Annotated in this window: 16 protein-coding genes and 1 pseudogene; 3 read left to right on the forward strand and 14 right to left on the reverse strand. The window is 41.3% G+C overall.

Translation table 11 applies throughout. The features are described from left to right. The first annotated feature begins 20 nt into the window (after nt 1–20). A pseudogene (locus tag HM131_RS21325) lies at nt 21–1,186 on the forward strand (MFS transporter). Nucleotides 1,187–1,202: 16 nt separating this feature from the next. On the opposite strand, the gene HM131_RS16675 reads toward HM131_RS21325, so the two are convergent. The 6 genes from HM131_RS16675 to HM131_RS16700 all read right to left on the reverse strand — a co-directional run bounded on the left by HM131_RS16675 (nt 1,203) and on the right by HM131_RS16700 (nt 6,196). Then, on the reverse strand, nt 1,203–2,207 hold the full coding sequence (locus HM131_RS16675; RefSeq protein ID WP_085030826.1) for a metal ABC transporter solute-binding protein, Zn/Mn family: 1,005 nt from the start codon (nt 2,205–2,207) through the stop codon (nt 1,203–1,205). Nucleotides 2,208–2,319: 112 nt separating this feature from the next. Beyond that, nucleotides 2,320–2,730, reverse strand: a complete 411-nt coding sequence (locus HM131_RS16680) for a Fur family transcriptional regulator (protein WP_085030827.1) — start codon at nt 2,728–2,730, stop codon at nt 2,320–2,322. Next, nucleotides 2,727–3,584: a metal ABC transporter permease gene (locus tag HM131_RS16685; protein WP_085030828.1), complete on the reverse strand. Its 858-nt coding sequence runs from the start codon at nt 3,582–3,584 to the stop codon at nt 2,727–2,729. Before HM131_RS16685 ends, HM131_RS16680 begins: the two co-directional genes overlap by 4 nt. Beyond that, nucleotides 3,577–4,362, reverse strand: coding sequence for a metal ABC transporter ATP-binding protein (locus tag HM131_RS16690; RefSeq protein ID WP_085030829.1), 786 nt, complete (start codon nt 4,360–4,362; stop codon nt 3,577–3,579). The genes HM131_RS16685 and HM131_RS16690 overlap by 8 nt, the downstream gene beginning before the upstream one ends. Nucleotides 4,363–4,611: 249 nt before the next feature. Next, nucleotides 4,612–5,304, reverse strand: a complete 693-nt coding sequence (locus HM131_RS16695) for an amino acid ABC transporter permease (RefSeq protein ID WP_085030830.1) — start codon at nt 5,302–5,304, stop codon at nt 4,612–4,614. Nucleotides 5,305–5,314: 10 nt separating this feature from the next. Then, nucleotides 5,315–6,196 (reverse strand): transporter substrate-binding domain-containing protein, encoded by an 882-nt coding sequence (locus tag HM131_RS16700; RefSeq protein ID WP_085030831.1) that lies wholly within the window; start codon nt 6,194–6,196, stop codon nt 5,315–5,317. Between the two features lie 289 nt (nt 6,197–6,485). On the opposite strand from HM131_RS16700, the gene HM131_RS16705 reads away from it, so the two are divergent. After that, on the forward strand, nt 6,486–8,405 hold the full coding sequence (locus tag HM131_RS16705; protein WP_085030832.1) for a heavy metal translocating P-type ATPase: 1,920 nt from the start codon (nt 6,486–6,488) through the stop codon (nt 8,403–8,405). A gap of 210 nt (nt 8,406–8,615) precedes the next feature. On the opposite strand, the gene HM131_RS16715 is transcribed toward HM131_RS16705, so the two are convergent. Genes HM131_RS16715 through HM131_RS16725 form a run of 3 tightly spaced genes read right to left on the reverse strand, consistent with a single transcriptional unit; the run spans nt 8,616 to nt 10,276 of the window. Further along, nucleotides 8,616–9,443 carry a YihY/virulence factor BrkB family protein gene (locus HM131_RS16715; protein WP_085030834.1) on the reverse strand — a complete coding sequence of 276 codons (828 nt, stop codon included), beginning with the start codon at nt 9,441–9,443 and terminating at the stop codon, nt 8,616–8,618. Nucleotides 9,444–9,465: 22 nt separating this feature from the next. Continuing rightward, complete coding sequence (locus HM131_RS16720; protein ID WP_085030835.1) at nt 9,466–9,795, reverse strand: hypothetical protein; 330 nt, start codon at nt 9,793–9,795, stop codon at nt 9,466–9,468. Between the two features lie 13 nt (nt 9,796–9,808). Then, nucleotides 9,809–10,276 (reverse strand): low molecular weight protein-tyrosine-phosphatase, encoded by a 468-nt coding sequence (locus HM131_RS16725; protein ID WP_085030836.1) that lies wholly within the window; start codon nt 10,274–10,276, stop codon nt 9,809–9,811. A 218-nt stretch (nt 10,277–10,494) separates the two neighbouring features. On the opposite strand from HM131_RS16725, the gene HM131_RS16730 reads away from it, so the two are divergent. Continuing rightward, nucleotides 10,495–11,895: an alanine/glycine:cation symporter family protein gene (locus HM131_RS16730; RefSeq protein ID WP_085030837.1), complete on the forward strand. Its 1,401-nt coding sequence runs from the start codon at nt 10,495–10,497 to the stop codon at nt 11,893–11,895. Nucleotides 11,896–11,956: 61 nt separating this feature from the next. Here the strand turns inward: HM131_RS16730 and HM131_RS16735 are convergent, their stop codons facing one another. The 5 genes from HM131_RS16735 to HM131_RS16755 all read right to left on the reverse strand — a co-directional run bounded on the left by HM131_RS16735 (nt 11,957) and on the right by HM131_RS16755 (nt 15,820). Next, nucleotides 11,957–12,622: an SOS response-associated peptidase gene (locus HM131_RS16735; RefSeq protein WP_085030838.1), complete on the reverse strand. Its 666-nt coding sequence runs from the start codon at nt 12,620–12,622 to the stop codon at nt 11,957–11,959. A gap of 287 nt (nt 12,623–12,909) precedes the next feature. After that, entirely contained in the window at nt 12,910–13,563 is a 654-nt protein-coding gene (locus tag HM131_RS16740) for a TetR/AcrR family transcriptional regulator (protein ID WP_085030839.1), read from the reverse strand. A gap of 31 nt (nt 13,564–13,594) precedes the next feature. Further along, complete coding sequence (locus HM131_RS16745) at nt 13,595–14,608, reverse strand: ABC transporter permease (RefSeq protein WP_198162655.1); 1,014 nt, start codon at nt 14,606–14,608, stop codon at nt 13,595–13,597. Continuing rightward, nucleotides 14,605–15,324: an ABC transporter ATP-binding protein gene (locus HM131_RS16750; protein ID WP_085030840.1), complete on the reverse strand. Its 720-nt coding sequence runs from the start codon at nt 15,322–15,324 to the stop codon at nt 14,605–14,607. The genes HM131_RS16745 and HM131_RS16750 overlap by 4 nt, the downstream gene beginning before the upstream one ends. A 124-nt stretch (nt 15,325–15,448) precedes the next feature. Then, nucleotides 15,449–15,820, reverse strand: coding sequence for a DnaJ family domain-containing protein (locus HM131_RS16755; protein ID WP_085030841.1), 372 nt, complete (start codon nt 15,818–15,820; stop codon nt 15,449–15,451). Nucleotides 15,821–15,829 lie beyond the last annotated feature (9 nt).

Consider the following 15,829-nt stretch of genomic DNA (forward strand, 5'->3'; position numbering starts at 1 on the left):
ACAGGAAGGGGGGAAGATTTATCGTCTCCTCACACACACGATTTTGGATATTAATTGGACTCGTCACGATTTCAGGATTTTCACAGGGAATGCTTCTCCCATTAATTGCTGTCATCCTTGAACAGAATGGCATTTCATCATCCATTAATGGATTACATGCCACCGGCCTTTACATAGGGATATTGATTTCTTCACCATTTATGGAAAGACCCCTTCAGAAATATGGCTATAAGCCCGTCATTATGGTTGGAGGGGCATTAGTCTTTGTATCGTTACTGCTATTCCCTTTTTGGCAGGCACTCTGGTTTTGGTTCATCTTACGAGTCACCATAGGAATTGGAGATCAAATCCTCCACTTTGGAACTCAAACATGGATTACCGCTACGTCGGCTGAGCATTCGCGAGGAAAAAGCATTGCTTACTACGGACTTTTTTTCAGCCTCGGATTTACAGCTGGTCCGCTAATGACGAATTTGCTGGAGTGGAGTCTCTATGCTCCATTCTTAATCTCTTAAGTATGCTTGTCTGGCTCTTCATGATTTGGGTCAGAAATGACTCTCCCGCGAAAGACCTTACCACAGCTTATGGAACAAGTTCAATAAAAAGGTTTGCAAAAGCAATCAAGAAAGGCTGGGTCGCTTTTCTTCCGCCATTAGCATACGGGTTCTTAGAAGCTACGCTGCACGGGATCTTTCCTGTATATGGGCTTAGAATCGGCCACGATGTAAACATGTTATCACTAATTATTCCTTGTTTTGCTTTCGCAAGTTTATTTTCTCAAATCCCTCTTGGTGCTTTAAGTGACCGTGTTGGCCGAAAAAAAGTGATTGTAACTGTCGTCGTAGGTGGCATCCTTTCGTTTTTGGCTTCAGCGTTATTTGAGGATTCAGTGCTAATGCTATTCATTACATTTGCACTTGCAGGCCTGTTCGTAGGTTCGCTGTTTTCCTTAGGCATTTCCTATATGACCGACTTGCTGCCTAAAGAGCTGCTTCCTGCAGGCAATATTCTATGCGGTATGTCTTTTAGCATCGGGAGTATACTGGGGCCATTTCTCTCTGGTACGTTTCTAGACCTCGTCCCAGGACTCTCATTCTTTTATGTCATTGTCGCTTTACTTATCATCATGTTGGCATCGACTATGATTGCAAAAGGACCGCAAAAACAAACAGCTGCGAACGCATAGGTTCGCAGCTGTCTTTTTATTCGGATAAAGCTTCACTTAATACCTCTAAATTCTCTCGCATTAAAGTAAAGTAACCCTCTTTATTTTTTATATCTTCCTCAGTCAGCACAGACAGATTATGCACACGAAGCGCTTCTGCGCCTATTTCTTTTTGAACAACTTTAGAGACTTTAGGCGTCACATTCTGCTCGAATAGCACATGACTAATCTCATGCTCTTCCGCTTTTTTAATAATTTCCTCCAACTCTTTTTGAGAAGGCTCGCTTGTAGCGCTTAAGCCTGAGATTGGCACTTGCTCAATTCCATAGGCTTGCTCCCAGTACCCATAAGCAGCATGGGAAACGATAATTTTGCTCTTAGGCTTACTTTCCAGCTGTTTGTGAAATTCTTCATCGAGTGTCTCTAGCTTCTTCTTGAGCTGCTCGAAATTTTTGTTAAATTGTTCTTTTTGTTCTGGTTTCAACTCAACCAGCTGATCTTTAATATTTTCTGCTAATTGAACCGAACGAATAGGATCGAGCCAAATGTGAGGATCTTGTTCGCCGTGGTTATGGCCTTCGTGATCCTCCTCTTTGGCTTCTCCTTCATGATGTTCTTGTTCTTCACCAGCGTGTTCTTCTCCTGAGTGCTCATGAACATGTTCTTCTAATTGTATTCCTTGTGAAGCTTCAAGGATTGCGACTCCTTCAGGCTGGATCGCTTCTGAAATGGTTTCTGCATACCCTTCAAGTCCAGCACCACTATAAATAAAAGCATCCGCATCAGCCATCTTCACCATCTCTTTTGTCGTTGGCTCATAAGTGTGAGGGTCTGACCCTGGCGGTAAAATCGAGTCTACTTCTACAGCATCCCCTGCGATTTGCTCCGTAAAATATTTAAGTGGGTAAACTGTTGTGTGGATCTTCAATTGATGATCATTTCCTGAGGATGCGTCTCCCTCTTGACTCGTTTGTTCACTTCCACATGCTGTCAGTATTGATGTAATTAAGAATATCGATATCAATGCTATATACTTTTTCATACTGTCCCTCCCTATCCTTAAGGATTATAGCGTAATGATTACTAACTGTAAACAGTAATCATTACTTTTTGTTTTTTTCAAAAAGAGGAGCCTGCGTATCCGCACACAGGCCTTAATGACATTCCGGACATTTTCCGTAAATCTCAAATTTATGATTTTCTATATCATATCCATTCAAGTTCTCACTGATGCTATCCATTGGACAAAACTGAATGGATTTTGTTTTTCCGCAAGCGGTGCAAATAAAGTGGTGATGGTGACCATGCGTATCACAGCCTAAGCGAAAGTGCTTTTCCCCACCTAATTCAGTTGCTTCTAAAATTTCTTCATCTGTTAATAGATACAAATTGCGATAAATCGTATCGTAACTGACTCCAGGAAAATCTTCCTGAATCGCCTTGATGATATCTTTTGCGGGAATGTATTGATCCTGTTTTATAAAAATATCCAATATACTTTCTCTTTGCTTCGTTCTCTTATAACCTTTTTCCTTTAATTTTTGTAAAGCTGTCTCAACGTTCATCCTACCTCACCCTTTATCCATTGTTGAGTTCTGACTTTTTTGTACAAAATCGACATTAGCAATATGACTACCGCTGTCATGACAATGGTACCGCCTGGAGGTACACTTAAATGATAAGCAGAGAACAACCCTAGGATTACAGAAGTTTCACCAAAAGCAATCGAGAGTCCAATTGTCTGCTTGAAACTTCTGGATATACGCAATGCTGAAGCCACAGGAAGCGTCATTAATGCAGAGACGAGCAAAATACCAACGACTTGCATAGATGATGCAATGACAAGTGCGACCATGACAATAAACAAGAGGTGTATCCATCGGCCATTAACTCCTGAAATCGAAGCATGTTCTTCATCAAACGAAAGTACAAACAACTCTTTATAAAAGATAATAACAATGGCTACTACCATTATTGTAATAAAAAACACCGTCCACATACTCGAGCGGTCAACAGCTGTGACACTTCCGAATAAATAACTGAATAAATCCGTGTTAAATCCATCAGCAAGAGAAATGAGGATGACACCAAGCCCAATCCCGCCTGAAAGAATAATCGGGATCGCCAATTCTTCATAGTGCTTATAAACCTTTCTCAACCGCTCAATTAAAACCGCACCTATGACAGAAAAGACCATTCCCATATAAACAGGATTCCAATCATTGATACCAGAAACTTTCTTTTCTAATAGTAAACTTGCTGCAATACCCGTTAAAGTGATGTGGGATAGAGCATCCGCAATCAACGAAAGCCTCCTGACCACAATGAATACTCCAAGTAACGGTGCGACAATCCCTATGAGCAACCCTGTAACGGCTGCATTCTGTAAAAATTCAAACTGAATAAAACTCTCAATCATGCGGATTCACCCCGTGATGCTCGTGATTATGCGTGAGCTGGTGTACAGAATGCCCATACAACCGGTTTAAATCCTGCTCACTGAATTCCTCGTACTCCTCTGACGCCCCGTGGAAATGGACCGTTTTATTCATGCACACCACATGAGTCGCATGTTCGGTAATCGTTCCAATATCATGGGTAACCATTAGTAATGTGATGCCTTCTTCTTTATTCAAGCGCCCCAATAAGTTATAGAATTCTGTCACATGTTCGGCATCTACACCCACAGTTGGTTCATCAAGAATAAGTAGTGAAGGATCACTGACAAGCGCTCTTGCAATGAATACACGCTGCTGCTGACCACCTGAAAGATCTCCGATATTTTCATTCGAAAACTGTTCCATTCCAACTGTCTTCAGCGCCTGTATCGCTTTATCTCTATGTTTGCGATTAAAAAATTTAAACATTCCAATTCGAGAAACGAGACCGCTCATCACAACCTCTAGCACTGTCGCAGGAAAGCCTGAATTAAAGCTGTTCGCTTTTTGTGAAACAAACCCGACTTCCTGCCAATTTTTAAACTGCTTGATCGACTGACCAAACAAGCGAATCGAGCCACGTCGAGGTTTCACCAGTCCAAGCATCAGCTTAATCAGTGTTGATTTCCCTGATCCATTAGGTCCGACTAAACCCAGGAACTGACCCTCTTCAATGGTGAGGTTAACATCTTGAACGACCCATTCTCGCTCGTATTTATAAGATACGTTTTCTATTTCTACAATTCTTTGCTTACTCATGAGTATCCCTCTCCAAATAATAACCATTACGATTTAAATTTCAAACTCTATCATAAAGGAGGATTGGTTTAGACGCAAGTATTTTCTTGGGTCTTTATGGTGTCTGCCTTTTTTCGGTAGTTGGCACCGACTAGCGAGAGTATGGTTCAAGGGACCATCTCCTTATTTGCGCGTACCAGGCACCACCCATTTGAACGGTACCTGACACCACCAAAAAACGCCAGAGCATTGAAGCTCCAGCGCCTTCTTTCACAAATATTTATTATAGCGTTTCTCTAAATAATCTTGTAACGCTGAAAAGATCATAGTCAAGGGCCAATAAACGAGTGCTGCTGTTATATACATCGTCATTGAATCGACCGTTCGGCCAGCAGCGATTTGAGCTTTGTTCAATATTTCAGGGACGGAAATCATGGCTGCCAGTGAAGTAGCTTTCAACAGGTCGAGAAAAACATTTCCTAAAGGAGGAATAGCAATTCTTGTTGCTTGAGGCATGATGATCCTCCTCACCGTCTTCCAATAGGTGAAACCTAAAGCCCTTGCGGATTCCCACTGGCCATAAGCTACACTATTCAAAGAAGCACGGTTAATCTCGGCAATGTAAGCGGCACTGTTTGTACCAAATCCGATAACCGCAGCGACCGTCGCAGGCATTTTAATTCCTACGACAGGCAAACCGAAATACAAAACGAATAGGTAAACAAGAATTGGAGTACCCCGCATGAAAGAAATATAGAGCCGGGCCGGCCACCTTAACCAAAGTTTATCCGATCCTCTCATAAGGGCTAAAAAGAAACCTAGAATTAGACCAATCAGCATCCCAAGAACAGCAACGAATAAAGTGAGTGGGACACCTTCTAGTATAAAAGGAAGGTTTTCCCACGCACGTTCCGCGTTGAATAACTTTTCAACCTGTATGTCTCTGAATTCTATTCCAAGCATAGCTGATCCCTTACAAGTCTAGTCCTTCAAGCTCACGGATATCCTCTTCAGGTTTTTTGGAGGCATCTTTGCCACCGAAGAATTCTTTAGAAAATTTAGTCAATGTGCCATCCTCACGCATTTCTTGAAGAGTAGCATCGATTTTTTCTTTCATTGTTTGAGCATCTCTTGGCATTACGATGGCAGAATTGGTCGGATGGAACTTCAAGTCTGGGTGAAGCTGTACATCAATTTCCGGTAATGCTTTAAGAGCAAGAGATTGAAGGTAATAGTCATTGATGATGAAGTCGGTATTTCCATTTTCTACGTCACGCAGATAAACATCATTTGTAACATTGCCGTACGTTTTCGTTTCAGCTCCGAAATGTTCAGCAATTTTGGAGAACACGGTCGTCGCTCCTCCACCGTGTGTCTTTCCTTCCAAATCTTCTAGCTTTTCAATTCCGGATAGATCTGATTCACGGACAATCATAGTTGAATAGGAATATTTGTATGGTTCACTGAATGAAAATTGCTCCTGACGAACTTTAGTCACTTCCATGTCATTAATGACGGCATCGACACGTCCGCTATTGATGGCTGTAAGCAGCCCGTCTACACCGTATTCTTCAAATTTCAAATCAAGATCAAGACGCTTAGCTACCTCTCTCATAACCTCGACATCGTAACCTGTCAGCTTATCCGAACCCTCTGGATAATAAGAAGCTGGGAAGAGAGTTCCGGAAGTACCAACAACGATCTCTCCTCTTTCTTTAATTTCATTCCACTTCTCGCCAGAAGCTTCTTCTGAAGTATTATTATTGGAGCTTTCCTCACTGCTGTCGCTTGATCCACAAGCCATTAGAGTAACGGAAAGAATAAGCATAAGTATAAATAAAAGTCCTTTACGCATTTTATAATCCACCTTTCACCTCGTTGTATTCACACCTATCCAATATAGCAACTTAACACTTGTAATATCAACTGTATTGCTTCGTTTTTTTAGAGGAAATGATTAACTGCTGGCGAACTATACAAATATGACTTGACTGAGCACATTTCCATGCTATCATAATAACATATACTAAATTATAATAATTTTAATTTAATTGATAATACCTTTCAAATAGACACCTAAATAAATCTTCATCATGTAAATGATTATGGTTATAATTATCAATTATAAATAGGAGTTGAGAATATTGGCTTCAGAAACACAATCCATTCATAACCGATCTCTTCCTTCATGGCCAGCGTGGATGAGTCCCATTAAAGATCATGCCGAGCTAATCGCTGCTCTGCTCAGCGGACTACTTGTTCTAATCGCCTGGATGGGAGAGAGCTACTTTACCGCAAGTACTTATGTAACCCTTCATATCATAGCGTTTGTTATTGGTGGATTTGCTAAAGCAAAAGAAGGACTGGAAGAAACGGTTAAAGAAAAAGAATTGAATGTTGAATTACTTATGATTCTTGCTGCTATCGGTTCAGCCTCCATCGGATATTGGACGGAAGGTGCCATCCTCATCTTTATTTTCGCATTGAGCGGAGCCCTTGAGACGTACACAATGAACAAAAGCCAAAAAGAGCTTTCATCATTAATGAGCTTACAGCCAGAGGAAGCTTTAAAAGTAACAGAGGAAGGTTACGAAACCACTTCTGTGGCCTCCCTTCAAATCTCTGACCTTATTTTAGTTAAACCAGGGGAACGTGTACCTGCAGATGGGATCATAACTAAAGGAGAAACCTCTATTGACGAAAGTGCCATAACTGGAGAATCGGTCCCCGTTACTAAAGGATTAAGTAAAGAAGTTTTTGCTGGGACCGTTAACTTGAATGGAAGCATTGTCGTAGAAGTAACAAAAAAATCAACAGATACCCTGTTCCAAAAAATCATTACGATGGTCCAGTCAGCACAGAGTGAAAAAACACCCTCCCAGCTATTTATCGAACGTTTTGAAAGCACGTATGTAAAAGTCGTACTTCTCGTAGTAGGGGTTATGCTCTTTCTCCCTCACTTCCTGTTCGGGTGGAGTTGGATGGATACCATCTATCGAGCAATGATTTTGCTAGTGGTGGCCTCTCCATGTGCATTGGTAGCTTCAATCATGCCAGCTACCCTTTCAGCTATTTCAAATGGAGCAAGAAACGGACTGCTGTTTAAAGGCGGTGTGCATCTTGAAAACCTTGCTCACCTGCAAGCGATCGCTTTTGATAAAACGGGCACACTGACTAAGGGGAAGCCAGAGGTAACTGATGCGCTGTATGCTGAAGGTGAAGACGAGAAAAGTGTGTTAGGTGTTGCTGCTTCTATTGAACAACAATCAAACCACCCGCTTGCTAAAGCAATCGTTGATTTTGCCTGCCGGTATGATATAACCTTATCAAATATTGATGACATGAAAGATGTTAGCGGAAACGGTGTATCTGCTAGATTTAATGAAGAGACTTGGAAGATTGGAAAAGCGGATTTTGTTGGAAAAGAGGAAGCTGCCGCCTTTCAAAACGGCATAGGAGAAGAGTTGCAAAAGGAAGGAAAAACGGTGATTTTCGTTCAAAGGAACGAATCTATTGCGGCGATCTTCGCCTTGAAGGATACAGTTCGAAAGGAAACGAAACAGGCCATTGAAACCTTGAAGAAACGCGGGGTCTATACGATTATGCTAACAGGAGATAATCCTACGACAGCTGACGCTATAGCTAAAGAGGTCGGTGTCGATCACTTCATCCCAGAACTTCTCCCAGAAGAGAAAGTGAATGAATTGAAGATTCTAAAAGAGCATTTTGATCAAGTTGGCATGGTCGGAGATGGAATTAACGATGCACCCGCTCTTGCCACAGCAAATGTGGGGATTGCCATGGGAGAAGGTACAGACGTTGCTCTGGAAACAGCTGACGTTGTACTTATGAAAAATGACCTTCCCAGGATCTCACAAGCGATTCATCTCTCTACAAGAATGAATCGTATTGTAAAACAGAACGTCGTTTTCTCAATTAGCGTCATCATGCTGCTGATTATCAGTAACTTCTTGCAGATTTTAGACCTTCCTCTTGGAGTCATTGGACACGAAGGAAGCACTATTCTTGTGATCTTAAATGGTTTGCGACTCTTAAAGTCCTAAAAATAGAGGTGCTGGGACAAAAATGTTTCAGCCATTATAAAATCCGAATGAGGGTGAAATTCTTTTGATCAAATTTCACCCTCATTCGGATTTCTTATGCACCATGTCCATGGCCTGTCATTCCTACCCATCGAGTACTTCCAAATTTCCTTACCCTTAATATTCGTCTTTAGTTTGGCTGCTTTAAGTTTTCTCCTAACGTCTTTTCCATTAAGCAGAACTCCTCTTACGATTGTGATGAATGATAGCATTAATCTCTCCACCTGCAATAATGACGATACCCGATAAATAAAACCAGATCATTAATACAATCACACCACCCAGACTTCCGTATGTGGCTGAAAAGTTACCTAAGCTGCTCACATAGAATGAGAATAATAAGGAGACTAGCTGCCACCCGACCGTTGCAAACAGCGCTCCGATTACTGTATCTCTATACTTTACGGATTTGTTAGGTGCCATAACGAACAGAAACGATAAAACAATAAAAAAGATAATCGATGAAATCACCCAGCGAATTGCGTTCCATATCGAAAGAAAACCTTCGGATAAACCAAAAAATGAAAAGACATATACCCCGATCGCATGGCCCATAACCGGAAGTAAAAAGGCGATGGCGATGACAAATACCATAGCGATTGTCAAGATAATAGCAATAAAACGGGAGACTAAAAACGGGCGATCCTCTTCTACATCATGAGCACGATTGAATGCCCGCATGATTGCATTGACACCATTTGATGCTGCCCATAAGGTCCCTATTAACCCGATCGATAACAAGCTGCCATTCTCATCCTTCAACAGCGACGTAACATTTTCTGTAATCATATCAAAGGTTTCAGGCGGAGCATACGTTTGAATCATGGCAAGTACCCGATCTTCATCAATATGTAAGTACCCAAGTAAGGTAGCCAGGAAAATCATGAAAGGAAATAACGATAAGAGAAAAAAATAGGCGAGTTGAGCTGCCATTCCGGCGACATCATCTTCTCCAAACCGGGTAAACAACTCTTTGCCGAACGCTATTACATTCTTCATGACATTCCTTCACCTCTATACATCAAGAAGCTTCTTTTGGATCATCAACAGCTTTTAATTGCTGTTCCACTTCTTGGTTGATTTCACCTACTCGATTCAACATCTCTTCTGCTTTGTTCAGAATTTCTAGCAGGTCTTCTATACCTTTATTAATTCGATTGGACAAATATTCATAATTCACTCTAATCGAATGAATGGCCTCAGAAGGGTGTGTCACATAGCCCTTACATGATGACCCAACTGATCGTGACTTACTGCCTACATATTCTCTTGTGTTTCTATCCAAGAGCATGAGTGCCCCTCCAACCACTGCTCCCAGAACAACACCTTTCCATAGTTTATTCTGTCCCATGATAAATTCCTCCTTATAAGTTTTGGTCTGCTTTAATTCTCTCAAGTAGCTGCCTGCATCCACTGCTAACTAATTCATACACATATTCGAAGTTGCCAGTAAAATAAGGGTCCGGTACGTCCGTCTCGTTTACTTCTGGTACAAAATCCAAAAGCTTACCAACGACGACTTCATTTTTCTCACGGATGGACTTTAGATCATTGATATTCTTTTCATCCATAGCAATGAGATAATTAAAGTCATCCCAGTCAGATTCTTTTACCTGTCGAGCGGTTATTCCTTCATGCGAAATTTGATACTCGTCCAATATTTTTCTTGTACCTTCGTGAGGTTCGGATCCTGTATGCCAATGACCAATCCCCGCAGAATCTACAGAGATCTGTTGGCTCAATCCTTCTTTCTTAACTAAATCCTTAAATATGGCTTCTGCCATAGGTGACCTGCAAATATTACCTAGACATACAAATAAAACGCGGATCATTTTCCTTCCTCCATCTATAGTATTTCATCATTACTAAATTCTATGAACAGCTTAAAAATCCTGCTCTCGCAGAAGTTATAATGAATATTTTCCCCGAACTTGTCGAATTAAACAAAGATCTGACTTTTAATATTTGTAAAATCCCTTGACTTTTATATTAAATTTTCGGAATATTTTATATATAGATAAAATTCTACAAATCAGTGAAGGGGGATATCATGGGAGAAGGAAGTGCTTTATACAACTTTTTAAGCAACTTGAGTGGAATTGTCTGGGGGCCTCTCTTACTAACATTATTAGTAGGTACTGGTATCTATTTGACGTTAAGGTTAGGATTTCTACAATTCAAAACACTACCATATGCACTTAAGTTAGCTTTCAAGCCAAGCAAGAAGAAAAATAAGAAGGAAAAAGGGGACATCTCCCATTACCAGGCTCTCACTACCGCCCTAGCGGCTACGATTGGAACTGGTAATATCGCAGGTGTTGCGACCGCAGTAGTTTTGGGCGGACCAGGTGCGGTGTTCTGGATGTGGATTACTGCCGTATTCGGGATGGCGACTAAGTATGCGGAAGCGGTCTTAGCGGTTAAATATCGAATTACCGACCCAAACGGTGAAATGGCCGGGGGGCCAATGTACTATCTTTCACGCGGACTTAAGTGGAAAAAGCTCGGAAGACCACTTGGACTTTTGTTTGCTATTTTTGGTGCCGTAGCAGCGTTCGGTATCGGAAATATGGTCCAATCCAATTCTGTCTCTGATGTTATGGAAACAACATTCAGTGTACCGACTTGGGTGACAGCGACGATTCTTACAGTTGGAGCTGCATTAGTACTTCTAGGCGGAATTAAGAGTATTGGTCGAGTAACAGCTTACTTCGTGCCGATCATGGCAATCTTTTATGTCATAGGTGCTTTAATTATTATCATAATGAATAGTAATATGGTATTGCCTGCATTTGGTACGATTTTTAGTGATGCCTTTACCGCAAATGCTGTTGGCGGAGGTATTTTAGGTACTGTTATTCGTTACGGAGTTGCCCGTGGTGTATTCTCAAACGAAGCCGGATTAGGTTCTGCTCCCATTGCGGCAGCTGCCGCTCGTACGGACTATGCCGGACGTCAGGCTCTCGTCTCCATGACACAGGTGTTCATTGATACAATTATTGTCTGTACAATGACAGGATTGACTATTGTCATGGCAGGTCAGTATAGAGGAAACAGCGAATTAGATGGTGCTGACCTCACGTCCAGATCTTTTGAGATCTTCCTCGGAGATATTGGAGCTTATATCGTAACCATCGGCTTGATCTTCTTTGCGTTCTCTACCATTGTGGGATGGTCGTACTATGGTGAAAAGTGCTTTGGCTATCTGACAGGTCAACGCGGATTGGGCATTTATAAGATTGTCTTTGTTCTATTCGTATTCATTGGTGCCATTTCTCAGCTGGATACCGTTTGGGTCTTTGCCGACGTTATGAACGGTTTAATGGCATTCCCGAACTTAATCGGACTCCTTCTCCTCTCTGGAGTTGTAGCTGCTGAAACGAATAAATTCCTTAAAGTAGCCAAACAAGAACGACAGCAAGAAAAAGAAGCGAAATATACAAGTTCATAAACAGAACAAAAGCTTTATCACACACAAAGAAGGATCACTCTCACGAAGAGTGATCCTTCTTTTATTCAATGGGCTTGATGCATGTCGGCCCTTCATTCTTTGCCGTATTCACATACTCGCTGACTTCATAGGCTTCCAAATCTTCCATGCTTAATTGATGAACAAAATCATGAGCTTGCTCCGGCTTCCATTTCACAGGTTCGATCCAATGTTCTTGTTGGCTTTTCGGAAGAATAACAGGCATACGATGATGAATCTCTTCCATGAAAGTATTGGCTTCCTGAGTTAAAATCGTACAGGTAAAGCGTTCTTCCTCATCCTTTTTCCACTGATCCCATAACCCGGCAAAAGCAAACAGCCTTCTATTCTCTAAAGAAATTCTCAACGGCTGCTTCCCAGAATCTGTTTTTCTCCATTCATAAAAACTATCAGCAACAATTAAGCAGCGTTTTTTACTCATAAGATTCTTGAAACTGGGTTTTTCATGCGCTGTTTCGCTTCTTGCATTAATCATTTTATAACCAATCTTCGGATCCTTGGCCCATGAAGGAACTAGTCCCCAATACATATACCCAGCCCGCTTCTTTTCTCCATCGTGAATGACGGCCAGCACCTTTTGTCCAGGAGCGATATTATATCTGGGTTCGTAATTCTGAATCGGATGGTCTAAATCAAATTCTTCTATGATCTCCTTCTCATCAGCAAATAGAGTAAACCTGCCACACATTCTAACTCCTCCTTGAAATGTCCTAATGCTAGGCGACGATTCAACTAGTAACTAATGTAACCACAGATTCACCCTTTAAGACCCTAAAAATAAATGAATCGCGATCATTAACATAGGGATTGCAAAGGTGCTTTTTACATGCTTCGCTTTCATCAGCGTAGACAGAAGACCTTGAATCCTGCGGTAACAGCTCGTTCATAAACTAAACGGTGGTGGAATCCTATAAAAATATTTCACCATCATCGGGCTTTTAAAATGGCAAAACACTCTTGTATAAGACCCTTTATCTATTTTGATAATCCATGCATAATAAAATGGATGGTACGGTCTATCTCTTCCTCATCATCCCATTCCAGTTCTGGCACTAGAATAAAACGGGTGACAAGAAACCCTATGATCGAGGACATGATCATACGAATCATGGACGCGTTTGGAAAATCAACTACCTTACCTTTTGATTTCAATTCATTCAGTGCTTCTTCAAATCTAGGGATAACTTCTTTCGTAAACACCCCTTGAAACTGCTCTTGGAGTTCAGGATGAAAGGCGATCTCCTGAAGTACAATACGTAATAAGGGTGAATTTTCCTTCGCAAAGTGAAACCTGTTCTTGACTAAAGTTCTCAGCAGTTCTTCAAATTCTTCCGGTGGCTGGCTGAATACATTTTTTGCAAAATGAGTAGCAAAGAACGGAAGAGTAAATTTTGTCATAAACGGAGTGACTATGGATATGAGCAAATCTTTTTTCGTTTTATAGTGACGGAAGATCGTTCCTTCAGCCACGTTAGCCCTTGCAGCAATCTCACTTGTTGAGGAAGAAGCGTACCCTTTTTCAGCAAAAATCTCTACTGCCGCTTGAAGAATCTGTGCCTGTTTAGGCGTGAGATCTTCTTCTTTGGCATCTTGCTCCAATTGTTCCAAAATGTTCTCTAATTCCTTCATATGCTTGCCTCCTAGGCATCTTCTTTCTTCATTATAAACTGCGATGACGCTTCAATGCGAATATATTGAGAATGGTGAATAAGAGAGCAAATCCAACAAGGATATAAATGTGAATTTGAAAATCCACCCATCCTTCTCCACGAAGCATAATCCCCCTTAAAGCTTCCGCACCATAGGTCAGAGGCATGACATTCCCTATAGCTTGCAGCCAGTAAGAAAGGCCTTCAATAGGAAAGAGCCCTGAGAAAAACACTTGTGGAACAATAACAATCGGAATGAATTGGATCATTTGGAACTCATTTTTAGCAAAGGCCGACAAAAGTGTCCCGAGACTTAAAGCCGTTAACGCTAATAGAAAAGTCACAAGTAATACATATAAGAATTCTCCAGTCATGAATAAATCCAACACATAAATGGAGTAGGCTGCGATCAGTAAGGATTGAAGGACAGTAAACAGACCAAATCCTCCTAAGTAGCCAAGGACAAGCTCTCCACGCTTAATCGGTGTCGACAAGAGACGTTCCAGGGTACCTTGAGTACGCTCTCTTAAAAAGGATACACCCCCAACGATAAAAACAAAGAAGAATACAAAAAATCCAATGAGTACCGGACCAGTATAATCAAACAAGTCCATGTCGTTCGATCCGTGCCAGAAGTCAATTTCAAACGGTTGCTCTGTCCCTGCACTCAACGCACTCTTCAACTCCTTTTGAACAGCGCCGGCCGTGTTAGGGTCACTTCCCTCAAGGGTGATCACTGGCTGCTTTTGATTCCATTGAATCATTCCATCGATCTCTGCATCGTCCAAAGCACTTTCTGCTTCAGCCAAAGACATCGATGCTAGTTCAAGGTCCCCGCTTTCTAGCTTCTCAATGAAACGATCTGGAACATCGACTACAGCTACTTCAAGCGTAGAGCTTTCACTATCAAGGACGAGCCACATTAAAGTGAGTACAAAGATAGGAGCTACGATCATCAAAGCCATGCTTCTTTTATCACGTTTAAATTGAGTTAAAATTCTTTTCATTACCGTAATCGTGTTCAATCCTCTGCACCTCCATAATAAAGAAATACTTCTTCTAAAGTGGCCGCTCCTATTTCCGCTTTAAGCTGCTTTGGAGAATCCAAAGCGATCACCCTGCCTGAACGAAGCATGGCTAATCGATCACACTTGTCTGCTTCATCCATTACGTGGGTCGTTACGATGATCGTAACCCCCTTATTTTTCAGCCGGTTCAACTCATCCCAAATCGATTGCCGCAGTACAGGATCAATTCCCACTGTCGGTTCATCAAGGATGATTAGTTCAGGTTCATGGACAAGTGCGGCAGCTAAAGAAAGCCTGCGTTTCATCCCACCTGAGTACGTTTCAACTGTTTGATCTAAATGATCAATTAAATCGACCATCTCCATCACTTCCTGGATTCTATCTTTTTTACGGGCTTTAGGCATTTTATATAAAGAAGCAAAAAAATCGAGATTTTCTCTTGCTGTAAGTTCTTGATATAGAGCGTCGGCCTGGGCCATAAATCCATAATGCTTCATTTGATTTAGGGAAGGCATTTTCTCTCCATTTAAAAAAACCTCACCTTCAGTCGGACTCAAAATACCTGTCATCATTTTTACAAGTGTCGTTTTCCCGGCGCCAGAAGGACCGAGCAGTCCAAAGATTTCTCCTTTCTTAATGGATAGATCTACATCTTTAATGATTTTCGTCTTACCGAATTGGTGAGAAATCTGATTCAATTGAACAATACTCATATGAATATCCTCCATTCTAAAGTGAGTGATTACTCACTTATATTATTACTCTTTTCTACCTAAAAGTAAAGTGAGTAATCACTCATTCCTGAGATAAAAAAATACAACCCGAGGGTCGTATAGGTTAAAAGCCAAAGCGGCGGTTAACTTTATTTTGATACTGTCTGAAAGCCCCTGATTGATTCAACCTGCGCTTTTCCATCAACAAATCAAAGCGGATTCGTTTCTCTGAAAGCTCTTTTCTCACATAAGCAGACCGTTCCGAATCTTTGACTTCTTCCAGTAATTCTTCCAGGTTAACTATCTCTTTCTTTAGCTGCATTTCTTCGGGAAGCATATTCGCGTTTTTTAAAATCCGGTAGCTATTCCGCATCTCATCTGGGACGTAAGCAAGTTCATCTTTAGGCAGAGGTTTTCCTTTTCCAGGAAGGTTCTCGAAATCTCCATTTTTAATCGACTGTTTAATCTTCTCTTCAATCAAATGGCCAAAATCCATTTTTGCCCT

Origin of the sequence: Halobacillus mangrovi, assembly GCF_002097535.1 — a bacterium.
GTDB classification, from domain to species: Bacteria; Bacillota; Bacilli; order Bacillales; family Halobacillaceae; genus Halobacillus; species Halobacillus mangrovi_A.